The sequence below is a fragment of the Oceanicella sp. genome, assembly GCF_056449545.1.
In genome coordinates this window covers 16,001-39,337 of the sequence record NZ_JBWOMN010000027.1, presented here as the reverse complement: position 1 = coordinate 39,337, position 23,337 = coordinate 16,001, and the positions used below count along the sequence as shown (strand labels likewise).

Annotated in this window: 29 protein-coding genes; 9 read left to right on the top strand and 20 right to left on the bottom strand. The window is 69.9% G+C overall.

Translation table 11 applies throughout. The annotated features are described in order from the left end of the window. Positions 1–231 precede the first annotated feature (231 nt). The gene (locus AC1HC7_RS04585) at positions 232–627 is read right to left on the bottom strand and encodes a DUF3775 domain-containing protein (RefSeq protein WP_479496441.1); all 396 of its coding nucleotides are present in this window, start codon (positions 625–627) and stop codon (positions 232–234) included. Between the two features lie 210 nt (positions 628–837). Here AC1HC7_RS04585 and AC1HC7_RS04580 point away from each other — a divergent pair, with 210 nt between their 5' ends. Beyond that, positions 838–1,563 (top strand): thiamine phosphate synthase, encoded by a 726-nt coding sequence (locus AC1HC7_RS04580; protein ID WP_479496440.1) that lies wholly within the window; start codon positions 838–840, stop codon positions 1,561–1,563. Between the two features lie 33 nt (positions 1,564–1,596). On the opposite strand, the gene olsA is transcribed toward AC1HC7_RS04580, so the two are convergent. The 3 genes from olsA to AC1HC7_RS04565 form a co-directional block, all read right to left on the bottom strand. After that, entirely contained in the window at positions 1,597–2,448 is an 852-nt protein-coding gene (gene olsA, locus AC1HC7_RS04575; RefSeq protein WP_479496439.1) for a lyso-ornithine lipid O-acyltransferase, read from the bottom strand. Positions 2,449–2,527: 79 nt separating this feature from the next. Then, positions 2,528–3,349: an L-ornithine N(alpha)-acyltransferase gene (olsB, locus tag AC1HC7_RS04570; protein ID WP_479496438.1), complete on the bottom strand. Its 822-nt coding sequence runs from the start codon at positions 3,347–3,349 to the stop codon at positions 2,528–2,530. A 176-nt stretch (positions 3,350–3,525) separates the two neighbouring features. Then, complete coding sequence (locus AC1HC7_RS04565; protein ID WP_479496437.1) at positions 3,526–3,708, bottom strand: DUF3553 domain-containing protein; 183 nt, start codon at positions 3,706–3,708, stop codon at positions 3,526–3,528. Positions 3,709–3,797: 89 nt separating this feature from the next. Between AC1HC7_RS04565 and AC1HC7_RS04560 the strand changes: the two genes are divergently transcribed. Further along, the gene (locus AC1HC7_RS04560) at positions 3,798–4,445 is read left to right on the top strand and encodes a histidine phosphotransferase family protein (protein ID WP_479496436.1); all 648 of its coding nucleotides are present in this window, start codon (positions 3,798–3,800) and stop codon (positions 4,443–4,445) included. Between the two features lie 69 nt (positions 4,446–4,514). Here the strand turns inward: AC1HC7_RS04560 and AC1HC7_RS04555 are convergent, their stop codons facing one another. From AC1HC7_RS04555 to AC1HC7_RS04545, 3 genes are all read right to left on the bottom strand, one after another. Then, positions 4,515–5,051, bottom strand: a complete 537-nt coding sequence (locus AC1HC7_RS04555; protein ID WP_479496435.1) for a gamma carbonic anhydrase family protein — start codon at positions 5,049–5,051, stop codon at positions 4,515–4,517. After that, positions 5,048–5,671: a guanylate kinase gene (gene gmk, locus AC1HC7_RS04550; RefSeq protein WP_479496445.1), complete on the bottom strand. Its 624-nt coding sequence runs from the start codon at positions 5,669–5,671 to the stop codon at positions 5,048–5,050. Before gmk ends, AC1HC7_RS04555 begins: the two co-directional genes overlap by 4 nt. Positions 5,672–5,772: 101 nt before the next feature. Next, the gene (locus tag AC1HC7_RS04545) at positions 5,773–6,672 is read right to left on the bottom strand and encodes a YicC/YloC family endoribonuclease (RefSeq protein ID WP_479496434.1); all 900 of its coding nucleotides are present in this window, start codon (positions 6,670–6,672) and stop codon (positions 5,773–5,775) included. A 275-nt stretch (positions 6,673–6,947) separates the two neighbouring features. Here AC1HC7_RS04545 and AC1HC7_RS04540 point away from each other — a divergent pair, with 275 nt between their 5' ends. Continuing rightward, complete coding sequence (locus tag AC1HC7_RS04540) at positions 6,948–7,706, top strand: PAS domain-containing protein (RefSeq protein ID WP_479496433.1); 759 nt, start codon at positions 6,948–6,950, stop codon at positions 7,704–7,706. A gap of 114 nt (positions 7,707–7,820) precedes the next feature. Here AC1HC7_RS04540 and AC1HC7_RS04535 read toward each other — a convergent pair whose 3' ends face one another. From AC1HC7_RS04535 to AC1HC7_RS04520, 4 genes are all read right to left on the bottom strand, one after another. Beyond that, the gene (locus AC1HC7_RS04535; protein ID WP_479498729.1) at positions 7,821–8,534 is read right to left on the bottom strand and encodes a DUF1638 domain-containing protein; all 714 of its coding nucleotides are present in this window, start codon (positions 8,532–8,534) and stop codon (positions 7,821–7,823) included. Between the two features lie 53 nt (positions 8,535–8,587). Beyond that, entirely contained in the window at positions 8,588–9,292 is a 705-nt protein-coding gene (locus AC1HC7_RS04530) for a corrinoid protein (protein ID WP_479496431.1), read from the bottom strand. 158 nt (positions 9,293–9,450) lie between these two features. Beyond that, complete coding sequence (locus tag AC1HC7_RS04525; RefSeq protein ID WP_479496430.1) at positions 9,451–9,891, bottom strand: SufE family protein; 441 nt, start codon at positions 9,889–9,891, stop codon at positions 9,451–9,453. Between the two features lie 111 nt (positions 9,892–10,002). Beyond that, entirely contained in the window at positions 10,003–10,728 is a 726-nt protein-coding gene (locus AC1HC7_RS04520) for a precorrin-6A/cobalt-precorrin-6A reductase (protein WP_479496429.1), read from the bottom strand. A gap of 69 nt (positions 10,729–10,797) precedes the next feature. On the opposite strand from AC1HC7_RS04520, the gene AC1HC7_RS04515 reads away from it, so the two are divergent. After that, positions 10,798–11,304, top strand: a complete 507-nt coding sequence (locus tag AC1HC7_RS04515; RefSeq protein ID WP_479496428.1) for a hypothetical protein — start codon at positions 10,798–10,800, stop codon at positions 11,302–11,304. 116 nt (positions 11,305–11,420) lie between these two features. Here AC1HC7_RS04515 and rnd read toward each other — a convergent pair whose 3' ends face one another. From rnd to AC1HC7_RS04490, 5 genes are all read right to left on the bottom strand, one after another. Next, positions 11,421–12,599 (bottom strand): ribonuclease D, encoded by a 1,179-nt coding sequence (gene rnd, locus AC1HC7_RS04510; protein WP_479496427.1) that lies wholly within the window; start codon positions 12,597–12,599, stop codon positions 11,421–11,423. A 108-nt stretch (positions 12,600–12,707) separates the two neighbouring features. Further along, positions 12,708–13,574: a sulfotransferase family 2 domain-containing protein gene (locus tag AC1HC7_RS04505; protein WP_479496426.1), complete on the bottom strand. Its 867-nt coding sequence runs from the start codon at positions 13,572–13,574 to the stop codon at positions 12,708–12,710. A gap of 59 nt (positions 13,575–13,633) precedes the next feature. Then, the gene (gene aspS, locus AC1HC7_RS04500; protein ID WP_479498728.1) at positions 13,634–15,412 is read right to left on the bottom strand and encodes an aspartate--tRNA ligase; all 1,779 of its coding nucleotides are present in this window, start codon (positions 15,410–15,412) and stop codon (positions 13,634–13,636) included. Positions 15,413–15,652: 240 nt separating this feature from the next. After that, positions 15,653–15,916 carry a hypothetical protein gene (locus AC1HC7_RS04495; RefSeq protein WP_479496424.1) on the bottom strand — a complete coding sequence of 88 codons (264 nt, stop codon included), beginning with the start codon at positions 15,914–15,916 and terminating at the stop codon, positions 15,653–15,655. Between the two features lie 29 nt (positions 15,917–15,945). Further along, positions 15,946–16,599, bottom strand: coding sequence for a YiaD family glycine zipper/OmpA-like lipoprotein (locus AC1HC7_RS04490; protein WP_479496423.1), 654 nt, complete (start codon positions 16,597–16,599; stop codon positions 15,946–15,948). Between the two features lie 363 nt (positions 16,600–16,962). On the opposite strand from AC1HC7_RS04490, the gene AC1HC7_RS04485 reads away from it, so the two are divergent. The 5 genes from AC1HC7_RS04485 (at position 16,963) to AC1HC7_RS04465 (ending at position 21,815) form a co-directional block, all read left to right on the top strand. Beyond that, a complete protein-coding gene (locus AC1HC7_RS04485; RefSeq protein WP_479496422.1) occupies positions 16,963–18,375 on the top strand; it encodes a DUF1800 domain-containing protein in 1,413 nt (470 codons plus the stop codon). Positions 18,376–18,385: 10 nt separating this feature from the next. Then, entirely contained in the window at positions 18,386–19,582 is a 1,197-nt protein-coding gene (locus AC1HC7_RS04480) for a DUF1501 domain-containing protein (RefSeq protein WP_479496421.1), read from the top strand. Between the two features lie 20 nt (positions 19,583–19,602). Then, a complete protein-coding gene (locus AC1HC7_RS04475; RefSeq protein ID WP_479496420.1) occupies positions 19,603–20,364 on the top strand; it encodes a GNAT family N-acetyltransferase in 762 nt (253 codons plus the stop codon). Between the two features lie 129 nt (positions 20,365–20,493). After that, complete coding sequence (locus tag AC1HC7_RS04470; protein WP_479496419.1) at positions 20,494–21,114, top strand: nitroreductase family protein; 621 nt, start codon at positions 20,494–20,496, stop codon at positions 21,112–21,114. Next, on the top strand, positions 21,111–21,815 hold the full coding sequence (locus tag AC1HC7_RS04465) for an EI24 domain-containing protein (protein WP_479498727.1): 705 nt from the start codon (positions 21,111–21,113) through the stop codon (positions 21,813–21,815). Before AC1HC7_RS04470 ends, AC1HC7_RS04465 begins: the two co-directional genes overlap by 4 nt. A 126-nt stretch (positions 21,816–21,941) precedes the next feature. On the opposite strand, the gene AC1HC7_RS04460 is transcribed toward AC1HC7_RS04465, so the two are convergent. From AC1HC7_RS04460 to AC1HC7_RS04445, 4 genes are all read right to left on the bottom strand, one after another. After that, positions 21,942–22,082 carry a hypothetical protein gene (locus tag AC1HC7_RS04460; RefSeq protein ID WP_479496417.1) on the bottom strand — a complete coding sequence of 47 codons (141 nt, stop codon included), beginning with the start codon at positions 22,080–22,082 and terminating at the stop codon, positions 21,942–21,944. A 124-nt stretch (positions 22,083–22,206) separates the two neighbouring features. After that, on the bottom strand, positions 22,207–22,479 hold the full coding sequence (locus tag AC1HC7_RS04455) for a DUF1467 family protein (RefSeq protein WP_479496416.1): 273 nt from the start codon (positions 22,477–22,479) through the stop codon (positions 22,207–22,209). Then, entirely contained in the window at positions 22,476–22,880 is a 405-nt protein-coding gene (mce, locus tag AC1HC7_RS04450) for a methylmalonyl-CoA epimerase (protein WP_479496415.1), read from the bottom strand. Before mce ends, AC1HC7_RS04455 begins: the two co-directional genes overlap by 4 nt. Before the next feature lie 114 nt (positions 22,881–22,994). Then, positions 22,995–23,303, bottom strand: coding sequence for a hypothetical protein (locus tag AC1HC7_RS04445; protein WP_479496414.1), 309 nt, complete (start codon positions 23,301–23,303; stop codon positions 22,995–22,997). Positions 23,304–23,337 lie beyond the last annotated feature (34 nt).

Here is a 23,337-nt window from a genome sequence, read left to right as displayed (position 1 = left end):
GCATCGCTTCATTGGCGCCATTGTTTCCCGCTATTGCATCCGTCAGAGTCAGACCCGCGCGGAGTCGAACGATGTCATGGCCTTGCAGGGCGAAACCCCGCCGCGCGATCTCGCCGGCCGCGCGCGAGTATGCCCGCCGGGCCCGGCCATGCGCAAGGGCTTGCGGCGATGCGGCGCCCCCCCGTCGCCGCAGGCGCGCCCGGCGGGCGGCCGTGATCCGCGCCCGCCCGCTCAAACCAGCGATTCGAGCTCGGCGACCGAGACGCCGAGCTTTTCCAGCCCCTCCTCCAGCATCTCGGAAAACAGCGGCTGGCCCAGCAGGTAATCCTCGGTGGGGGTGGTGCGCGATTCGCGCGCCGTCTGCACCAGGTCCTCGAATTCCTCGGCCGAGGCGTCCCCCCGCCCGAGCCAGAACAGCGCCACCAGCTCCGCCTGCATGGTGTAGGTCAGATCGCTGATCCAGTTGCGCAGCTCGCCCTCGACGCCGTCCTCGACCGCGGTCTCCACCGCCGAGAACGCCTCATCCTCGCTGTAGTCATCGCTCTCGGAGGGCTCGACCTCCTTCACCTCAAGTTCGCGCGCCTTCAGGATGATCCAGGCGAGGGTGGTGTCGGGCAGGGTCAGCATGGCCGTCTCCTTCTAGGGCTGGGCGTCCCGGCGGGCGGGGGCGTTGCGGTTCGGGGCGCGCGCATTCCAGGTCCGCGCATTCGGGCATTGTCGCGCGTCCCGGCCCCGTTGCCTACAGAATCCCGCATTCCCGTCGCGCCGCCTTGATCGAGAACAAGCCGGCGGCGTTCGGCGCTGGACTGAAAGCCGGGGCTTGGGTAAGCAGCGGCCATGACCAGAAACGCCCCTGCCCAGCCCGAAAGCCGCGACGCCCAAGCCCGGATCACCCTGGCGACGCCGCCGCGCATGGCCGTCGCCGCGGTGGCCGCCGCCCTGCCCGCCGCGCTTGACGCCGGGGTCGTGGCCTGCGTGCGGCTCGATCTGCCCGGCGCGTCGGAAACCGAATTGCGCGCCGCCGTGGACCTGCTGGCGCCGATCTGCCACCAGCGCGACACCGCGCTGGTGATCGCCGATCATTTCCGGCTGGTGGGGCCGCTGGGGCTCGACGGGGTCGAGGTCGACGGCGCCCATGTCCGGCTGCGCGAGGCGCGCGAGGCCATCGGCGCCGACCAGATCCTCGGCGTGCGCTGCGGGGCGTCGCGCCATGCCGGGCTGAGCGCCGCCGAGGCGGGGGCCGATTACGTGCTGTTCGGGCCGGTGGCGGGCGACGCGGCGCTGGGCGACGGCAGCCGCGCGCCGCGCGACCTGTTCGCCTGGTGGTCCGAGGTGGTCGAGACCCCGGTGGTGGCCGAGGGCGGCGTCGATCCGGCGCTGGCGCTGGACCTGGCGCCGGTGGTGGATTTCATCATCCCCGACGCGACAATCTGGGGCCCCGACAACCGTGACAACCGTGACAACCCCGGCAACCGCGACGGGGCCGCGCTGGCCGACCGGCTGCGCGCGCTCGACGCGGCGCTGCGCGAAGGCGGCGCGCCGGCGGTGCTGGCGGGCGGCTGACCGCGGCCCCGACCCGGGACCGGGGCCCCCGGCTCATTGCAGAAAAACACCCTTGGGCAGATGGCTTTCCAGCCCGGCGCGCACCTCGGCTTCGCAATGCTGCGCCAGCGCCTTGCGGTCGATGAAATCGCTGGCGCGCACCGGCGGGTGGAACGCCACCGTCACCTGGCCGCGATGGCGATGGCTGGCCAGCACCAGAAGATGCGGGCCGAAATCCATCTCGCCCCACCAGCCGAAGAAATCCGGCGGCAGGTCAACGCCCTCGCCCAGCCGATAGACCACCGAAACCGGCTGCACCCAGACGGTCTCGCGCAGGTCCCGGTTCAGGAACGCCGCGAACAGCGAACTCTTGAACGCCAGCACCCGGCGCCCGTCGGTGGAGGTGCCCTCGGGAAAGACCATCAGGTGATCGCCCCTGGCGATTCGGGCTTTCAGTTCGGCTTCCTGACGCTTGGCGGCGGTGCGCTTGCGTTCGATGAAGATAGTGTCGGTGACCCGCGCGATCAGCCCGACGCCGGGCCAGTCGCGGACCTCGGACTTGGACACGAAATACAGTTGGGCGCAGGCGCGCAGCGCGATGATGTCGGACCAGGAGGCATGGTTGCCGACCATCGCCCCGCCCTGTTGCATGGGGGTTCCGACGCGGTTCAGCCGCAGCCCCAGCATGCGCAGCGCGATCCGCGCCCAGATCCCCTGCACCGACTGGCGCAGGGTGAAGGCGGGGATCAGGCGCTCGACGCCCTTGAACAGCGCATAGAGCCCCAGCGCCGCGGCGGTGAGCAGCGCCAGCGCAATCACCCGGATCCAGCCCAGAACCCGCCGCGCCGCGCCGGGATCGGGCAGAACCGGTTCGGGGGCCTCGTTCCAGAGCCCGCCGCGACTCATGCCCGGATCATTGCGCAGGTCACGGGGCTGATCACGGGGCTGACCACGGGGCGGATCACGGGGCGGATCACGGGGCGGATCACGGGGCCGCCCTGGCCTGATCGGCCTTCAGCCGGGCGGTGGTTTCCGATTCGCGCCCGTAAAAATTGCGGTAGCGCTGCACCATCCGCGCCGTGTCCATCAGCAGGCAAACATCCACCGTGTTGAAGTCTTGATCCACATACGCGCCCTCGCCGACAAAGCCGCCGAGCCGCAGATAGGCCTTGATCAGCGCCGGGATCTGGCGCGTCGCCTCGCGCCGGTCCACCTGATCGGCGGGGATGCGGTCCATGGGCACGAAATGCTCGGGCAGCGTGCGCACCCGCAGGTCCTCGGGGGCGAGATGGTTGTGATGCAGATAGCTCAGCGCGTTGCTGAGCGGTTCGGGATCGGCGCCGTGAAAACTGGCGGTGCCGAACATGATCTCGATGCCGCGCGAAGTGACGAATTCGCCAAGCCCGGTCCACAGCAGATGCATGGCGGCGCCGCCGCGATAGGCCTTGCCGACGCAGGAGCGCCCCAGCTCGACCACCTTGCGATCCAGCGATTCGAGCTTTGAAAGATCGTATTCCGTACGTCCGTAAAAGCCGATTCCGGCCTTGGCGCGTTCGCCGGTCATCAGCCGGTAGACCCCCGCCACCCGGTCCAGCGGGTCGTCGCATTCGGCCTTATTGTCGATCAGCAGCAGATGTTCGAAATGCGGGTCGAAGCGGTCGCGTTCGCGGCGCAGCGCGGCGTCGCCGGAACTTGGGGCGGCGCCCATTTCCTCGACGAAGACCTTGTAGCGCAGGCGCTGGGCGCCGGCCACGTCGGCCTCGCCCCGCGCCAGGCGAACGGTGTATCGCCCCGCGTCGATCTCCATCAGACGGCCCCTCTCGGTCGTCGCGCGGCGGTCGTTTCGCGCGCTTTTGCCGGACATTATGGCGGGTCCGGGAGGGACGCAATGGGCATCGCGCCGTGGCACGTTTGCGACACCCGTCGTGAGTGGGCGATCTTTCTATTGTGGATTCGCTTTAGGCGTGTATTGTGAACCCATGTTCATGTTTCATCCGAATCCAGGACCACTTCCAGCGTAACCTGCCTCGCGTCAATGACCCGTTTGCCCGCATGTTCGAAATTTGCCGTGACCCGCGCGCCGATCACCGACTGGACCTGTCCGATCCCCCAATCGGGCGCGTCAGGATGGCGCACCAGCATCCCCGGCTCCAGAAAATCGGACATTGCGGCGCCTCTTTGTCAATCGTATGGCGCTCCGCCCGTTCGCGGCGCGCCGGGACCAGCCTTGAAGCTTGGCCAAACCGGAGTCGCGTATGAGCCTCGATCATTCCCAAGCAGACATCAGCGCCCTGCTCTGCTCGCGCATCTGCCATGACCTGATATCGCCCGTGGGCGCCATTGGCAACGGCGTCGAACTGATGCAGGAAATCTCGCCGAGCATGGGCGAGGAACTGTCGATGATCGGCGAAAGCGCCGGCGCCGCCGCCGCCACGCTGCAATTCTACCGCATCGCCTTCGGCGCCGCCCCGGCGGGCGAACGCACCGGGCTGGCGCGCATCCAGCGCATCGTCGAGGGCCGGTTCATGCGCGAACGCGCCGATCTGCGCTGGCGCCCCGTGCCCCCGGCCGCGGATGTGAGCCGCGCCACCGCGCGCCTGCTGCTGGACCTGCTGCTGGTGGCCGCCGGCGCCCTGCCCCGCGGCGGCGAGGTCGAGGTCGATCTGCGACTCGACAACACCGGCGTCACCGCCCTGCGCGTCGCCGCCATCGGCGAAAACCTGCGCCTGCCCGATTGCGCCGCCGGCTGGATCGAGGGCGCCCCCGGCGCGCCCGACCCCGCGCCCGGCGAGGTGCATTACGTGGCCGCGCGCCAGAACGCCGACGCCTGCGGCGCCACCCTCGGGTTCGAGCGGGTCGAGACCGGTTTCGTGCTGAGCGCGCGCATCCCCAGCGACGCCTGAGGCGCGCATAAGGGCCGGGCGCGGCGCATTCGGGCCTCCGCCGCGCCGACCCGCCGGCGATCCCCGCGTTCAGACCGCCGCGAGACCGTCGCGGAACCGGCGCATGTTGCGCTGGTAATGCGCCGCGCTTTCCAGCAGCTTCGCCCGCGCCGCCATGTCGAGCATGCGCACCACCTTGCCCGGCTGGCCCATGACCAGGGCGCCGTCGGGGATCTCCTTGCCCTCGGTGATCAGCGCGTTGGCCCCGATCAGGCAGCCGGCGCCGATGCGCGCGCCGTTCAGCACCACCGCGTTGATGCCGATCAGCGATCCCGCGCCGACGCTGCAGCCATGCAGCATCGCCTTGTGCCCGACGGTGACGTTGGCGCCGATGGTCAGCGGCATGCCCGGATCGGTGTGCAGCACCGCGCAGTCCTGAATGTTGGACCCGGCGCCCAGGATAATGGGCTCGCAATCGCCCCGCAGAACCGCGTTGAACCAGATCGAGGCGCCGGATTCCAGCCTCACGTCGCCGATCGCCGCCGCCCCTGGCGCCACCCAGAAATCGCCGTCACCCGGCAGCGTCGGCGCCACGCCGTCCAATGCGAAAAGCCCGTTCGCGGTCATTGTCCGCCCTCCTCGAATTCCCGGTTCAGCGCCTGCACGAACCCCACCAGCCCCGGCCGCCGGTCGCGCCGCAGGCGCTCGGCGGCGAGGATCGACTGGATCTCGCGCTCGCAGCGGTCCAGGTCGTCATTGATCAGCACGTAATCGTATTCCGCCCAGTGGCTGATCTCGGCGCGGGACTTGGCCATGCGCCCGGCCACCACCGCGGCGCTGTCCTGTCCGCGCGCCCGCAGGCGGCGTTCCAGTTCGGCCATCGAGGGCGGCAGGATGAACACCGACACCACCGCGTCGCGCAGCGGCGAGTTGCGCAGCTGCTGCCCGCCCTGCCAATCCACGTCGAACAGCACGTCGCGCCCGGCCTCGATCGCCGCCTCCACCGGGGCGCGGGGCGAGCCGTAGAAATTGCCGAACACCTCGGCATGTTCCAGCATTTCCCCCGCCGCGATCATTTTCTTGAAGGCTTCCCGGGATTTGAAGAAATACTCGCGGCCATCGACCTCGCCGGGGCGCGGGGCGCGGGTGGTGGCCGAGACCGAGAAGCTGAACCGGTCATCCCCGGCCAGCAGACGCCGCGACAGCGTCGACTTGCCGGCGCCCGAGGGCGAGGACAGGATGAACATCAGCCCGCGCCGGCGCGTGGCGGCGGCCTGCGCGGCGCGGCGCGATTCGCCCTCGGGCGTCGGATCGTCCTCCGGGGCGGGCGGGGGGGGCGCGGCGTCGCTCATTCGATGTTCTGAACCTGTTCGCGCATCTGGTCGATCACCGCCTTCAACTCCAGCCCCACGGCGGTCAGATCGGTGAAATCCGCCTTGGAGCACAGGGTGTTGGCCTCGCGGTTGAATTCCTGGATCAGGAAATCCAGCCGCCGCCCCACCGCCCCGTCGGCGGCCAGCAATTCGCGCGCCGCCGCCACATGGGCGCCCAGGCGATCCAGTTCCTCGCGCACATCGCCCTTGACCGCGAGGATCGCCAGTTCCTGCGCCACCCGATCCGCATCGACCTTGCCCGCGTCGCCAAGCGCCGCCAGCTTGCGTTGCAGCATCGGCCCGGCGGCTGCGGCGCGCGCCGCGGCGACGGCCTCGGCGGCGCCGGTCAGTTCGGCGATGCGATCGACCTGCGCCGCGAGGATGTCTTCCAGCCGCGCGCCCTCCTCGGCCCGCGCCGCCGCCAGGTCGCCAAGCGCCGCGACCCCGTCGGCGAGCATGGCCGCGTCCTGTGCGGCGCGCTCGTCTTCGCCGGGCTCCGGTTCGCTGGCGTCGAGCACGCCGCGATGCCCCAGAACCGTCTCGACCGAGACCGGCGCCGCGGGCAGCCCGGCGGCCTCGACGGCGGCGCGGATCTGGGCCAGCGCGGCGATCACCGCGTCGAGCGCCGCGGGCGCGACCCGCAGCTGCGCCGCGCCGTCCCGGCGGGCCAGCCGCAGCGACGCGGACACCGATCCCCGCGCGAACATCCGTTTGGCCGCGGCGCGGAACGCCGCCTCCAGCGCGTCGCGCGATTCCGGGCCGCGATAGCGCAGATCGAGCCCGCGCGCATTGACCGAGCGCAGCTCCCACCGCCAGGCGAGGCGGTCGTCGCCGCCCTCGCGCGCGGCGAATCCGGTCATGCTCTGAAGCGCCATGTCATTCTCCCGAGATCGCGGTCGCGCGCGATGGTAGCGGCGCGCGGCCGGGGCTGCAATCGACCCCGGCGCCGCCCGGGATGCGCGTTCACCCTGATACCCCCCGCACGGCGAAGTTAATGGCACAGCGCTTGCTGCTTTTCACCCATGGGGGCGATAATCCCCGCAAAAACGCACCGAACTGTTCAGGAACATTACAGTCCGACGTGATTTAGGGCTGGACTAAGTTGGAATGAAATAAAATGATACGAAAATACATCAAAACAGGTCAGGTCATGGACCACGCGAACACCAAGGCGCTTTATCGCTACTGGAATGGGCTCAGGAAGGGGCGCGAAGCGCCTTTCCGCTCGGAGATCGACCCGCGCGAAATCAGCTCGGCGCTCGAAACCATGTTCATTCTGGAAGTGCTCGACGATTGCGACATGCGCTTCCGGCTGGCCGGCACCGGCCTGTGCGAGATGATCGGCATGGAGGCGCGCGGCATGGTCGCCGAGGCGCTCATGGATGACGGTCACGGCGCCGACCTGGTGGACCTCGCCTGCCGCGTCGTGCGCAACCCCGGCGTCGGCGTGATGCGCATCAAGAGCATCGCCGCCCGGGGCGAAGATTTCGCCGACGCCCCGGCGGCGCCGGAGCGCGGCGACCGGCATTCATCGCCGATTCAGGACGAAAAACGCTCCTGGCGCGGCGAAATCCTGCTTTTGCCCATGCGCAGCGAATTGGGCCGCATGGACCGGGTGCTGGGCGCGATCAACCTTCAGGGGCGGTCGCGCCGCGCCAGCGCGGCCGAACCGATGCGCTTTCGCTGCCTCGGATCACGGCTGCTGCCGATCGATCTCGACCCGACGCGGATGACCGAGCCGGGCGGCGACGATTACGCCTTCGCCGAGGCCGGCGCGGCCTTCGATCACGGCGCCGGCGCCTCGCCGGTGCTGACCGCCATTGACGGCAACCCGAACGCCGAACGCAGCCGCGATGACGAATCCGACGCCCCGGCCAGGGCCCCGCATCTGCGACTGGTGCGCGACTGACGCCAGAATCGACCGCCGACCGCCACGCGCCGCGCGGGCGGCGGTCGATGCCGGCATGCGCGGCAATCCCCTTAAATTCATCACAAGTTCATGCAATCCAAGCGGGCGCCGACGTTAATCCCGCAGCCCTTCCGGTTTTGCATTTCGCGCCGCGTCGGAAAGGAAACCGGTCAGATCGCCATAGCCGGTCTTGCGGCGCAGGTAGTCCAGGCCAAGGCGTTTCGCCGCGGCCTCCGCCTGACGGTCCAGCGCCGGGTCGTCGGTCTGGGCCAGATAGATCAGCCGTTCATAATTGCCGAAGATCATGTCGCGCAGCTGCGGGTGGCGATCCAGCCCCATGGGCTTCCACACGAAGGCGTCGAACTGGCGCACCAGGAAATCCGTGAGGTAGAAGCTGCGCATCTCGTCCTCGGCGCTTTGCGCGAAGGCCTCGTTGCCGTCGAAGAAACTGTAGCAATGGGGCCCGGCGATGCGGGTGACCCCGAGCGCCTCGCACGCCGCGTCGAGCAGCCCGCCGGTGCCGCAATCGGCGTAGACCACGAAGATCCGCGCATAGGCGGCGCGGTTCTCGGTCACCAGCCGCGTCACCTCGCCGGGGATCCGCTCCGGGGTCAGATGCAGCTTCGCCGGCAGGCAGATCAGGTCCAGATGCGACCAGCCGGCGCTGCGGGTGACGGCGAGGATCTCGCGCGCCAGCGCCCCGCAGGCGATCAGCAGCACCCGTTCCCCGCCCGCCGGATCCGACGCCGCCGCGCCGAGCCCGGCTTGGGCGAGACCCTCGTCGTTCGCCGGCAGGTGCGCCGGCGCGTCGGGACTGGTATCGCTCATCGGGTCTCCCGCCATTGCGCCCGCGTCGCGCCCGGGGGTCCGGGCGCGCAGCGTCAGGCGCTCAACTGGTTGTGCTTGCGTTCCGCGATCAGGGTTTTCGCGGTCTCCACCGCCACCGCGGCGTCGCGGCAATAGGCGTCGGCGCCGATGGCCTTGCCGAATTCCTCGTTCAGCGGCGCGCCGCCCACCAGCACGATGTAGTCGTCGCGCATGCCCTTCTCGATCATCGTGTCGATCACCACCTTCATGTAGGGCATGGTGGTGGTCAGCAGCGCCGACATGCCGAGGATGTCGACCTCGCGCGCCTCCATGGCCTCCAGATAGTTTTCCACCGGGTTGTTGATGCCCAGATCATGGACCTCGAATCCGGCGCCCTCCATCATCATGGTGACCAGATTCTTGCCGATGTCGTGGATGTCGCCCTTCACCGTGCCGATCACCATGGTGCCGAGGCGCGGCGCGCCGGTCTCGGCCAGCAGCGGCTTCAGGATCTGCATGCCGCCCTTCATGGCGTTGGCGGCGAGCAGCACCTCGGGCACGAACAGGATGCCGTCGCGGAAATCCACGCCGACGATGCGCATGCCCTCGACCAGCGCCTTGGTGAGGATGTCATAGGGCGCCCAGCCGCGGCCCAGCAGGATGTTGACGGATTCGATGATCTCGTCGCGCATGCCGTCATAGAGATCGTCGAACATCTGCGGGACCAGTTCGTCATCCGGCAATTCGCTGAGGACGAGATCTTCTTCTTCTTCCGACATGGACATATTCTCCCGCTATGGGCGTGGCGCCTGTCGCCGGGGGCATTCGCGGCGAACCTGCTGATTCTAAACCGCCGCGGCGGTTGCGCGTGGGAATAAACGCGACTTTTCCGGCCCTGTTTTGCGACGTGGCGCGGTTTTTTCGGCGCGCCCGGCGATCAGGCCGAGGCCAGCGCCCGCAGCCGCGCGATCATCGCCCGCAAACCGTTGGAGCGCTGCGCGGACAGGTGATCGTTCAGCCCCAGCCGCGCCAGCGCCGCCTCGGCGTCGATGGCGAGAATCTCGGCGGGGGTGCGCCCGGAATACAGCGCCCGCAGAATGGCGATCAGCCCGCGCACGATCATGGCGTCGCTGTCGCCGTCGAAATGCAGCCGGCGCGGCGGGCCGTCCTCGACGCGGGGCGCGATCCAGACCTGGCTGGCGCAGCCGTCGACCTTGGTTTCGGGACCGCGCAGGGAATCGGGCAGCGGCGGCATCTCCTTGCCCAGCTCGATGACATAGCCGTAGCGGTCCTCCCAATCGTCGAGGAATTCGAAATTTTCGGCGATCTCTTCGAAATCCGGCGCGGGGGGCGCGGATTGGGGCTGAGCGGTGGTCATCCGGGGTCTCCTGCTTGTGCGGATCCAATTAGGCGCACCGGCGGCGCGGGGCAAGGGCCGTTGCGCATGGCGCGCGCCGGTCCGGGGGGGAGCGGGGGAGCGGGGGGCGGCTCAGAATTCGCGCGCACGGGCCCGCAGCCAGGCCAGCGCGGAGGCGGCGTCGGGCAGCGCGCCGGCGGCGCGCGGGGGCGGCTCCAGCAGCACCACGGGCAGGCCCAGACGCCGCGCCGCGGCCATCTTGGGCCAGGCGTCGGGGCCGCCGGCGTTGCGCGCCACCAGCGCGTCGATGCGCAGGCGGGCGAACAGCGCGGCCTCCTGCGGCGCGAAGAACGGGCCGGGCGCGGTCAGCAGATCGAACCGGCGCAGGCGCAGCGGGCGGGCGTCCGGATCGTCGCCGATCCCGGGACCGAAGGCGCGCAGGAAAAAACGCCGCCGGGACTGGGCCTCGAAGGCGCGCAGCCGGTCGCGGCCCAGCGCCAGGAACACGCGCCGCCATTCCGGGCGCAGCGCCAGCGCCGCCGCCCCGGGCGCGCGCACGCGAATCCAGCGGTCGCCCGGGCCGGGGCGCCAGGGCGGGCGGCGCAGGACCGCCAGCGGAATCCCGGCCCTGCGCGCCGTCGCCCGAGCCCGCGCCGCGCCGTCCGGATCGAACGGATGCGAGGCGTCGATCAGCGCCAGCGCCGGGCGACCCGGATCGCCCTGCCCCGGGCGTTGCGGCAGCGCCCCGACGCCGCGCAGCAGCGCCGCCAGCGCCGCCCCTTCGCGCGCCCCGCCCGCGATCAGCACCCGCCGCCCGGCCAGTCCGGCATTCAGGCCCCGCACGCCCCCCTTGTTCATCGTTTCGCTTTCTTTTACCTCACCGCTGTGGCGGTATGCATGACATACGCAGATGACGGAGAAATCGACATGCACTCAATCCCGGCCAGCCGCCGCGCGCCGCGCCGCGCCCGCGCGACCGCCGCCTCGCTGGCGCTTCTGGCGGCGCTGGGCCTGTCCGCCTGCGCGGACAGCTCGGTCCAGCTTGACGTGCTGGGACCGTCGGTGGACCCGGTCAAGGAACCGGCGCTGAATGTCGGGCCGGCGATCCGCAGGACGATCTCGCGGGTGGACCGCATCGAGATCGGGTCGCTGCATGACGGGGTCGCGGTCAGCGCCTTTGGCGAGGCCCCGGCCAGCCGCTGGTTCGGGCCCCGGCTGGACCCCCGCCGCGGCGGAGCGCCCGGTCCGGACGGGTTTCTGGAATTCGATTTCGTCGCCGCGCCGCCGGAGCTGAACGGCGCCGAAGCCCCGCCGGTCGGCAACGCCGCGCAACGCCGCATCCGCGCCGACCGCATCCTGTCGCGGGCCGATATCGGCGCCGCGGTCGGGGTGCGGGTGTTCGCCGAAGCCGGCCCCGTCGCCACCCGTTTCTGAATTTTTCGTCGCCGGGGCGGCGCGTTCGCCACTGCCCGCCCCGTTTCGCCCGCCCCGTTTCGCATGGCCCGACCCGCCCACGTCGCCCGGCCGGATCACCGGACCGATAGAAGAGCTCAGTCGTCGAACTCGACGATGTCGATGCCTGAATCGGTGGCGGACAGGGCGATCTCGCCGCGCTTCAATTGCAGGGCCAGTTCGCCGAAGGCCTGGCGCCGCCAGCCGCGCAGCGCCGGCACCTCGGGCGCGGATTCATTGGCGATGCGCGACAGGTCGTCGGCCGAGGCCAGCAGCTTCGGGGCGACGCCCATCTCCTCGGCCCGCGCCTTCAGCAGCACCTTCAGCAGATCGGTGAGGGCCGAGGAATTGGCCCGGTTGGCGCCGGGGGCCTGGGCGCGGGGCTGGTCCTCGCGCGGCACCGCCTCGCCCTCGGCCACCGCCGCCAGGATCTCCGCCGCGGTGTCGCCCTTGCGGGCCTCGCGCAGCAGCAGGCGCGAGCGGCTCAGCTCCTCGATGGTGGTCGGCCGGTTGGAGGCGACCTCCAGCAGCGCGTCGTCCTTCATCAGCCGCGACCGCGGGATGTTGCGCTTCTGGGCCTTGCGTTCGCGCCACGCCGCCAGCGATTTCGCCACCGCCAGGAACCGCCCGGAGGTCGAACGGGTCTTGAGCCGCTTCCACATCTGCTCGGGGTCGTTGCGATAGGTGTCCATGCTGGTGAGGGTGGCCATTTCCTCGGCCACCCAGGGGGTGCGGCCGGAGCGGCGCAATTCGTCCGCCAGCCGTTCATAGATGCCGCGCAGGTGGGTGACGTCGGCCAGCGCGTAGACCAGCTGCTTTTCGGTGAGCGGGCGCTGCGCCCAGTCGGTGAACCGCGAGGATTTGTCGAGCTTCTCGCCCATGATCTTGCGCACCAGCGTCTCGTAGCCGACCTGATCGCCGTAGCCGCAGACCATGGCCGCGACCTGGGTGTCAAACAGCGGCGTCGGGATCAGATCGCCGAGATTGCAGAAGATCTCCAGATCCTGACGGGCGGCGTGGAACACCTTGACCACGCCCTCGTCGCGCATCAGCGCGAACAGCGGATCCAGCGATATGCCGTCGGCCATCGGGTCGATGATCGCGGCGCTTTCCGGGTCGTCGCCGCCGCCGGGAACCGGATGCGCCATCTGCACGAGGCAGAGCTGCGGCCAATAGGTGCGTTCGCGCAGAAACTCCGTGTCCACAGTGACATAGGGATGCGCCGCGCAGGCGTCGCAGAAGAGTTCGAGATCCTGGGTCGTGGTGATGATTTTCATGTGCTTGCTTGTGCTTCAGCGCCCTTGTTTGATCCGCGTGTCTATGCCGGTTTTGCCTAATTAACCATGAACATATTGTTCATGTTATGGGCGCCGGGCCCCATTTCGTCAAGCTTCATTCGTGTATTGCGAATCCGGCCCGGCGATTTCGCCGACGCGCGCGCTCAGGGCGTCAAATTCGCGGGTCACGTGGTCGTAAAGCGCGCAATCCTCGGACATGGCGGCTTCCAGCCGGGCGCGCAGCCTTGCGTCGGGCTCGAATCGCGCCGGGCGCGACACGCCCTTGTTGCGCCGCTGGGTCGCGCCCAGCGGAATCCCCAGCTTGGCGCCGAGCAGTTCCGAGAACCGCGCCATGCGCGGCGTCGGCGCCGCCAGCAGGAAACGTTGGTCGATGATCTTGCGCGCGCTGGCGAAATCGCCCGCCTCGCTGAAATACGCCGACTGGCCGTTCAGCGGCAATTCGTCGGCGCGCTCGATCAGCATTTCGGCGTAGTCCTCGAAGGACAGCGCGGCGGCGCGCTTCTTCTTTTCGGCGCCGGGCTTGCGCGAGGCGGCGTTGACCCGGTCGCGGGTGAAAAAATATTCCGACACCAGCCGATCGACCGGTTCGCGCACCAGCGTCACCAGCAGCGGATCGCGCCGCCCGGCGTTGACGCTGTCGACGCGCACATGGCCGCTGGCCACCGTCACCGTGTCCATGGACAGGTTGGCCACGCCCAGCGCGCGGCGGGCCTCGGCCCCGGTCTCGTCCACCAGATGCAGCCAGCGGCGGCGCAGCTTTTCATGGGCCAGCCGCAGCCCCTTGTTGTAGCTTTCCAGCGCCTGCATCTGCAGCCGGCGGTAGCCGCCCGTTATCCCCGCGGCCTCCAGCGCCGCGGCCATCTGCAGACCCAGCGAGGACCCGCCGGTCTTGCGGATATGGATGAACAGCACGAAGTGGCGGGCCGGGTCGTATGTGGTGGTCTCGTAGATCATCCCTGCCCCGTCCTGCGCCGTCCTGCGCCGCGCCAGCCCTGCGCCCGCCCGTTTTCGCCTCAGTCCCGCGGCGCCAGTCTCAGGCCCAGTTCGCGCAGCTGTTCGTTCCCGATCCGCGACGGCGCGTCCATCATCAGATCCTCGGCGCGCTGGTTCATGGGGAACATGATGACCTCGCGGATGTTTTCGGCGTCGGCGAGCAGCATGACCATGCGGTCGATCCCCGGCGCGACGCCCCCATGGGGCGGCGCGCCGAACCTGAAGGCGCTGATCATGCCGCCGAAATTGTCGTCCACGAAGGCGCGGTCATGGCCGACGATCTCGAAGGCCTTGTACATGATCTCGGGCTTGTGGTTGCGGATCGCGCCCGAGGACAGTTCGACCCCGTTGCAGACGATGTCGTATTGATAGCCGAGCACGTCGAGCGGCGGCAGTTTCTCCAGCGCCTCCAGCCCGCCCTGCGGCATGGAAAACGGGTTGTGCGAGAAATCGAGATCCCCGGACTCCTCGTCGCGCTCATACATGGGGAAATCGACGATCCAGCAGAAATCGAAGCGGTCCTTCGCGGTCAGCCCCAGTTCCTCGCCGATCTGGTTTCGCGCCCGCCCGGCCACGTCGAGAAAGCTCGACGGCTTGCCGGCAAGGAAGAACGCCGCGTCGCCGACCTGAAGGCCAAGCTGCCGGCGGATCGCCTCGGTGCGCTCGGGGCCGATGTTTTTCGCCAGCGGCCCGGCGCCGGCGCAGGCGCCGTCCTCCTCGCGCCAGAAGATATACCCCATGCCGGGCAGCCCTTCGCGCTGGGCGAAGGAATTCATCCGGTCGCAGAATTTGCGCGAGCCGCCGGTGGGGGCGGGAATGGCGCGGATCTCATTGCCCTCCTGCTTCAGCAGGTTGGCGAAGATCTTGAACCCCGAATCGACGAAATGCTCCGAAACGATCTGCATTTCGATGGGATTGCGCAGGTCGGGCTTGTCCGTGCCGTATTTCAGCATCGCGTCGGCATAGGCGATGCGCGGAAATTCCTGCGTCACCGGGCGGCCGCCGCCGAAGTCCTCGAACACGCCGCGCATGACGGGTTCGATGGCCTGAAACACGTCCTCCTGGGTGACAAAGCTCATTTCCATGTCGAGCTGGTAGAATTCGCCGGGGGAACGGTCGGCGCGCGGGTCCTCGTCGCGAAAACACGGCGCGATCTGGAAATAGCGGTCGAAGCCGGCGACCATGATCAGCTGCTTGAACTGCTGGGGCGCCTGGGGCAGCGCGTAGAATTTTCCGGGATGCAGGCGCGAGGGCACCAGAAAGTCGCGCGCGCCCTCGGGCGAGGAGGCGGTCAGGATCGGGGTCTGAAATTCGTGGAACCCCCGATCGGTCATGCGCCGGCGCAGCGAGGCGATGACGTTCGATCGCAGCACGATGTTGTCATGCAGATGTTCGCGCCGCAGGTCCAGAAACCGGTATTTCAGGCGGGTTTCCTCGGGGTAGTCCAGTTCGCCGAACACCGGCAGGGGCAGTTCCTCGGCGGCGCTCAGGACTTCCAGTTCGCGAATGAAGATCTCCACCTCGCCGGTGGGCAGCTTGGGGTTGACCAGATCCGGGTCGCGCGCCTTGACCACGCCGTCGATGCGGATCACCCATTCGGCGCGCGCCTTTTCCATCGCCGCAAAGGCCGGGCTGTCCGGGTCGGCGAGGATCTGGGTCATGCCGTAATGGTCGCGCAGGTCGATGAACAGGATGCCGCCATGGTCGCGCACGCGATGCACCCAGCCCGAAAGGCGCACGTTCTGACCGACATGCTCGGCGCGCAGATCGGCGCAGGTGTGGGAGCGATAGGCGTGCATGGCGGTCCTCGAATATGGCGGCAGTCGCAGTGAAGGCGTCGGGCGCGGCAAGGGCGGTGGCGTCGGGCACGCGCGCGCGGCGGCGGCATGGCGACATGGCGCCGATACACAGGCTGGGCAGACGCAAGTCAAGCCCCGCGCCGGTCGCGCGAGGCCGAAACCGGCGAAACCTCCGGTTTGCGGGCCCGAACGCGCCGGATGTCGGGCGATGCGGGCCAATGCCCGGACGGAGGCCGGGCGTCAAAAGCGGAAATCGCGCTCGCGCAGAGTCAGCCCGGCGGCGCCGCGCAGCACCACCTCGCCGCCGTCGAAGGCCAGCACCAGATCGCGCCCGGCGATGGAGATCAGCAGATCCGACGGCGTCAGCCCCAGCGGCGCGATGTTGATGCGGTCCCGCCCCGGCTGGAAATCCTGGATGAAGCCGCGGCCGCCGAGATTGAGGAATTCGAACGCGTCCGCCTCTGCGGTCTCGTCAAGCAGCGCCGAGGCGTCGCGATCCTTCATCGCGCCGCCCCGGCCTGCGCGCGCCCCGATCAGCCTTCGGTGATCGGGGTGATGCGGATCTCCACCCGCCGATTGGCGGCGCGCCCGGCAGGCGTGGCGTTGGAGGCGACCGGATAGGTCTGGCCATAGCCATAGGCGGCGATGCGCTGGGGGTGCACGCCGTTGTTGATCAGCACCCGGCTTACCGAACGGGCGCGCTTTTCCGACAGGGTCTGGTTGTAGGACGCGGCTCCGGTGGAATCGGTGTGGCCGATCACCTCGATGTAGCTCGACGGATATTGCACCAGCGTCGCCGCGATCTGGCGCAGGGGCCGCTGGAACTGGCCCTTCACGCTGGCGCTGTCGGTGTCGAAGGTGATGCCCGAGGGCAGCGTCACCAGCAGCGTGTCGTTGATCCGCTGCACATTGGCGCCGGTGCCTTCGAGACTGCGGTTCAGTTCGCGTTCCTGATCGTCCAGATAGCTGCCCACGGCGGCCCCCGCGATCAGCCCGATGCCGGCGCCGACCAGCGCGTTGCGCACGTCGTTGCCGCCGACCAGGGTGCCGAGCGCCGCGCCGATGGCCGCGCCGGCGAGCGCGCCGGTGCCCTGACGCTGGGTGATGCCGTCGGTGCCGGTCGGAGAACTGGCGCAGGCGCCGAGGAAAACGACAGCGGTCATGGCCAGAGCGGTTTTGCGAAACATGTCGTGATGTCCTTTTGAGTGTCGGTTCCGGTTGCGTGTCGGTTCCAGGTCTGCGCCCCATGCGGAGGCCGTCAGGGCGTTCTGGCGCGGCGCGCGCGTCGCGGCGCAACGGCCCCGGCCGACGCGCCCCCTCTGGCGGATAATTGTGGCGCAGGTTTGATTCGGCAATCTCGGCGGCGCATGTTTTCGTGCGCCGTCTGCGGGGCGCGTCGCGCAATCGCCCGAATTTGGTCGCACTCGCTCCCCCTTGATGCGCAAGCTGAAGGGGGTATTGATGGGCGGCGGGGCGGGCGTGCGTCCCCGCCCCGCCCCGCCGCCCCCTGGCCCCGCCCCGCCCCCCCCTGGCCCCGGAGACCGGTTTCCATGGCTCTCGACCGCGCGACGCTCGCCACCCTGCGATTCGGCACCGGGTTCCGCCCCGATCAGCCGGCCCCCGCCGACGCGGACGCGCTGCTGGCCCAGATCGCCGCCCCCGCCGCGTCGGGGATCGACGATGACGAGATGTCGCGGCGCATCGACCTGATCGCCGATTACCGCATCGCGGCGCGCGCCTCTCGCAAGGGCGACCCGGCGGCCGAGATCCGGCGCAAGACCCATGGCCGCGCCCTGCGCGAAACCATCCATGCCGACCAGATCGCGCGCATGGCCGGGCCGGTCAGCGCCCCCCATGGCTTCGCCGAACGGCTGCTGCGTTTCTGGAGCGGCCATTTCACCACGGCGCGCAAGAACAACATGCAGGGAGCCCTGATCCGGCCCATGCAGGAACGCGCCATCCGGCCCCATGTCGGCGGGCGCTTCGCCGACATGCTGACCGCGGTGACCCGCAACCCGGCGATGCTGGTCTATCTGGACCAGAATTTCTCCGCCGGGCCGCATTCGAAGGCGGCGCGCAACCGCCCTGAGCGCGGACTGAACGAAAACCTGGCGCGCGAGATCCTCGAACTGCACACGCTGGGCGTGGACGGCCCCTACGAGCAGCGCGACGTGCGCGAATTCGCCCGGCTGCTGGCGGGGTTCTCGGTGGCCATGCCGTGGCGCGAGGATCGCGACGCGACGCTGCGCGACGACGGCTTCCGCTTCCGGCGCAATCTGGCGGAGCCCGGTTTCAAGACCGTGCTCGGGCGGCGCTACGGGCGCGCGGATCGCGTCGGCACGGGACAGGCCGACGTGCTGGATTTTCTCGCCCATCTGGCCGGGCGCGAAGCCACCGCCGGGTTCCTGGCCCGCAAGATGGCCACGCATTTCGTCGCCGACGCGCCGCCGCGCGCGCTGGTGGCGCATATGCGCGCCGCCTATCTGGCCGCCAACCGCGCCGGGGGGGCGGATCTGCGCGCCCTGAGCGCGGCGATGCTCGAACACCCCGCGGCCTGGGAAACCCCCGGCGCCAAGGTGAAGAAACCATGGGATCTGGTGGTCTCGGGGCTGCGCGCCCTCGGGGCGAGGCCCAAGGACATGCGTCCGAAAAAACGCTACGGCCCGCATCTGACCCTGCGCGCCCTGCGCTCCATGAACCAGCCCATGGACCTCGCCCCCGGCCCCGACGGCTGGGAAGAACCGGCGCAAGCCTGGATCACCCCCAGCGGCATGGCGGCGCGGCTGGAATGGGCGAGCCGCGTCGGCAACGCCGCGCCCAATCGCATCGACCCGCGCGAATTGGCGCGCATCGCCCTGCGCGACGCCGTCAGCCGCGAGACCGGCTTCGCGGTCGCCGCCGCCGCGGAAAAATGGGAGGGCATCGCGCTGCTGCTGGTCTCCCCCGATTTCAACCGTGTCTGAGGAGCAGGCGATGCGCAGACCGACACCCGCCCTCCCGCGCCGCGCCGTTCTGAAGGCCGGGCTGACGCTGGGCTGTTCGGCGGCGGCGTTTCCGCTCACCAGCCGCGTCACCTTCGCCGCCGCCCCCGGCGACAACCGGCTGGTGGCCATCGTGCTGCGCGGCGCGCTGGACGGGCTGGCCGCCGTCGGGCCCTATGGCGACCCCGAATACGCCGCCATGCGCCCGGAACTCGCCACCGACCCGGGGCAAGGCGCGCTGGATCTGGACGGGCGTTTCGCGCTGCATCCGGCGCTCGGGGCGCTGGCGCCGCTGTGGCGGGCGGGCGAGTTGAGCTTCGCCCACGCGGTCTCCACCCCCTATCGCGACAAGCGCAGCCATTTCGACGGGCAGGACGCGCTGGAAAACGGCGCCGGGTCGCGCAACGGCGCCATGACCGCGGGCGGCGACGGCTGGCTGAACCGGGCGCTGGCGCAGATCCCCGGCGCATCGTCGCGCACCGCCATCGCCGTGGGGCGCGGGCGGATGCTGCTGCTCGACGGCAAGGCGGAGGCGCTGAACTGGGCCCCCGACAATGACCTGCGCCTGTCGCTCTCGACGCTGGAATTGCTGGAGCTGGTGCTGTCGCGCGACCCGCTTTTCGCCGCCGCCGGGCGCGAGGCGGTGGCCATCGACGCCGAGATCGACGGCATGGGGCTGGCGCGCGCGAAAAAGGTCGACGCGGTCAGCCTCGCAGCCCTGGCGGCGGAGATGCTGAACGGCGAAAGCCGCATCGCCGCGTTCTCGCTGGGCGGGTTTGACACCCATAGGGGCCAGATGAATGCATTGCGCAAACCCCTTGACAACCTTGCGCAATCCCTTGTGGCGCTGCGCGAGGGTCTGGGTCGCAACTGGGAGCGCACCGCGGTGATCTGCATGACCGAATTCGGGCGCACCGCGCGCCAGAACGGCACGCGGGGCACCGATCACGGCACCGGCGGGCTGATGATCTTCGCCGGCGGCGCGCTGTCGGGGGCGAAGGTGCATGGGCGCTGGCCGGGACTGGGCGAGGGCCGACTGTATCAGGATCGCGACCTGATGCCGACCGAGGATCTGCGCCGCCACGCCGCCTGGGCGCTGCGCACGATGTTCGGCCTGGGCCGCGGCGCGCTGGAGCGCGAGGTGTTCCCCGGGCTCGACCTGGGCGGCGACACCGGCGTGTTCGCCTGACCCCGCGGAGATCGGCGCCCATGCCCATGACCATGCCCGGATCCGACGAAGCGCCGCGCCCCTCGGGCGGCGAAGCGATCGGGCGCCCCGTGGGCCCCGCCCTGCCCGACTGGTCCCCGCCGCCGCGCCCGATCAGCGCGGCGATGACCGGGCGTCATGCGCGGCTCGAACCCGCCGACCCGGCGGCGCAGGCGGCGGCGCTGCACGCCGCCTATGCGCGGGATGCGCAGGGGCTGAACTGGACCTACATGGCCAGCGGCCCGTTCGCGACGGAGGCGGCGTTTCGCGACTGGATGGCGCAAGCCTGCCTCGGCGACGATCCGCTGTTCTTTGCGGTTCGCGATCTGCAGACCGGCGCGCTGGGAGGCATGGTTTCGTATCTGCGCATCGCCCCGGCGGCGGGAAGCATCGAGATCGGCAACATCCATTTCGCGCCGGAGATGCAGGCGACGCGGGCCGCCACCGAGGCGATTTACCTGATGATGCGCTGGGCCTTCGAGGCTGGCTACCGACGCTTCGAATGGAAATGCGACGCGCTGAACGCGCGCTCGCGCCGCGCCGCGATGCGGCTGGGATTCAGTTTCGAGGGCGTGTTCCGTCAGGCGCTGGTCTACAAGGGGCGCAACCGCGACACGGCCTGGTACGCCTGCATCGACGGCGAGTGGCCAGGTTTGCGCGCCGCTTTCGAAACCTGGCTGGCGGCGGAGAATTTCACCGCCGACGGGGCGCAGCGCCGGGCGCTGTCGGAACTGACCGCCGGGATCCTGGTCAGGCGCGGCTGACCCCATGACGGCGCTTCGCCCGGGGCCGGCGCCGCGAATGGCGGATCGGGATCCGCCCTGCATTGAATCGGCGCCGCCCGGGCATTCTTGACACCGGCGGCGCAAGGACCGACATGAGGGCTCGCCGCCATGTCCGCCATCGCACAGGAGCCGCCCTTGCCCGATCCGCGCCCGCTTGAACCGCGCCCCGAGGTCATGGACTTCCTGCGCACCCGTCGGTCCCGCCCGGCCCGCACATTGGCGGCGCCGGGGCCCGGTCGCGCCGCCCTGGCGCCGATGCTGGAGGCCGCCGCCCGCGCCCCCGATCACGGCAAGCTCGAACCCTGGCGCTTCATCGTGCTGGAGGGCGCGGCGCTGATCCGGCTGGCGGCGCTCGCCCATCGGCTGGGCCACGCGCGGGGGCGCGACCCGGACAAGCTGGCCAAGGCGGTGTCGGGGTTTTCGGAATCGCCGCTGATCGTGGCGGTGATCGCCTCGCCCGGCCCCACCGACAAGGCGCCCGAAATCGAGCAGACCCTGTCGGCGGGCGCGGTCTGCCTGGGGTTGCTCAACGCGGCGCTGGCCTCGGGCTGGGGGGCGAACTGGCTCACCGGCTGGATGGCGTTTGACCGGGCGTTCCTGACCGAGGGCCTGGACCTGGCGGCGCGCGAATGGGTGGCGGGATTCATTCATATGGGGACCGAGACCGCCCCCCCGCCCGAACGCCCGCGCCCGGACATGGCCGCAATCACCGCCTGGATCGACGAATGAGCGACTTGCTGAAAGACTTTTCGCGGGCCGTGGCGCAGATGCTGGACCCGCGGTTTCGCCGGGTGTTCGTGTTGTCGCTGCTGCTCACCATCGGGCTGCTGGCGCTGGTCTATCTGCTGTGGAGCTGGGGCGTCGCGCTGATCCCGTCCATGGAATTTTCGCTGTTCGGCTGGCAGATCACCTTCATCGACGACGCGCTGGCCTGGCTGGCCTACGGCGCCGGCGTGGTCCTGACCGCGATCCTGATGTTCCCGGTGGCGAGCCTGTTCATCGGCGTTTTCCTCGAAGAGATCGCCGCCGCCGTCGAGGCGCGCCACTATCCGGACCTGCCCCCTGCGCCAAAGATCAATCTGGGGGCCATGCTGTGGGACGGGGCGTTGTTCACGCTGACCCTGATCGGGGTCAATCTGGTCGGCCTCGTGGTCTATCTGCTGGCCGGTCCGCTGGCGCCGCTGGTGTTCATCGCCGTCAACGGCCATCTGCTGGGGCGGCAGTATTTTGAGCTCGTGGCGGCGCGGCGCATCGGCTTCGCCGCGGCGCGCAAGCTGCGCAAGCGCCATTTCGGGCGGGTGTTTCTGGCCGGCGGGCTGATGGCGGCGCCGTTGTCGGTGCCGCTGCTCAATCTGGTGATCCCGGTGCTGGGGGTCGCGACCTTCACGCACCAGTTCCATCGCCTGAACGGCGACGCCCCTCGCGACTGACGACGCCCCTCGCGACTGACGTTGTGTCATGCGCGGCGCGGGATCATCCGGGGCCGGTCAGGCCGCGGGCGCCGGCCTTGCCGTCAGATCCGAAAACTTCAGGCCCGAAACTTCAGGCCCGAAACTTCAGGCGCCGGTGCTGGGCTTGGGCTTTTCGGTCGAGGCGCTGCCGCTGTCGCGCGGGAAACAGTTCGCCCCGGCCTGCGCGGCGGTGACGAAGGCCAGCGCGCTCAGCGCAATGACGCTCACGAGAACGGTTTTCTGCATGGCGGGCTCCTGAGTCCGGTGAATGCGGGGGCCGCGTCTGCGCCGCGGCGTTCGATTTCGACGCGCAACCATAGCATGGCTGCGGCGATCCGCGAAATCACCGCTGCGGCATCGGGCGCGCCGGTCAGTAGACGCCGCTGGGCCCGTAGAAGCTGATGTCGTCAAGGCTGATCGCCCCGGACAGAATCACCCCCACCAGCAGCGCCCACAGGATCAGCGTCACGATGGTGGTGATCAGGAACTTGCGCTTCATGCGCGGGTTCACCGGGGCCGAGGAGGGGGTCCCGGGCACGATCTTGCCGTCCTGTTCCTGACTGCGGGTGCCCAGCGGCAGGATCACCAGCAGGCACATGAACCAGATGACGGCGAGCAGGATGATGGCGGCGGTGACGCTCATGCCTGCTCCAGTTCGATCAGCGCGCCGGTGAAATCCTTGGGATGCAGGAACAGCACCGGCTTGCCATGGGCGCCGATCCGGGGCGCGCCGCCGCCCAGCACCCGCGCGCCGGCGGCCTGCAGCCGGTCGCGGGCGGCGAGGATGTCGTCGACCTCGTAGCAGATGTGATGGATGCCGCCCGACGGGTGTTTCGCCAGAAACGCCGCGATCGGCGACGCCTCGCCCAGCGGGCGCAGCAGTTCGATCTTGGTGTTGGGCAGGTCGATGAACACCACGGTGACGCCATGATCAGGTTCGTCCTGGGGCGGATTGACATGGGCGCCGAGGGTGTCGCGGTACTGCGCCGCGGCCGCCGCGAGGTCGGGCACGGCGATGGCCACGTGATTGAGACGTCCGATCATGGCGGGGCTCCTCCGGTTCTTCGAAGAGGAGGTAGCCATTCGCAGCGCCCGAGGCAATGCGACAATTGCCGGGGCGGCGGCGGCGTTCGCCGCCCCGGCCCCGCGCGGCGGCGTTCAGCGGTAGGGGTTGCGCGGGAACTGCGCCGCCCAGTCGGCCCGCCGTTGCGCCGCCGCCTCGGGCGACATGTCGCGTGGCGCGGCGGCGGTTTCGATGGGCCCGGAGATCAGCTTCGCCGGCAGCATGACGATGAAGGCCGCTGCGCCGAAGGCGGCCTCGACCACCTGCCCCGGCGCGGCGAAGACCGATGCGGGGATCATGTAGGCGTCAGCGGGCGCGGCCTCGGCGGCCAGCGCGGCGGGGGCGGCAAGCAGCGTCGCGGCAAGCGCGATCGCGGCGACGGACAGCGGCGTGGAGGCGGACATGGCGGACTCCCATCCTGGTTCGACGCGCGCCGGA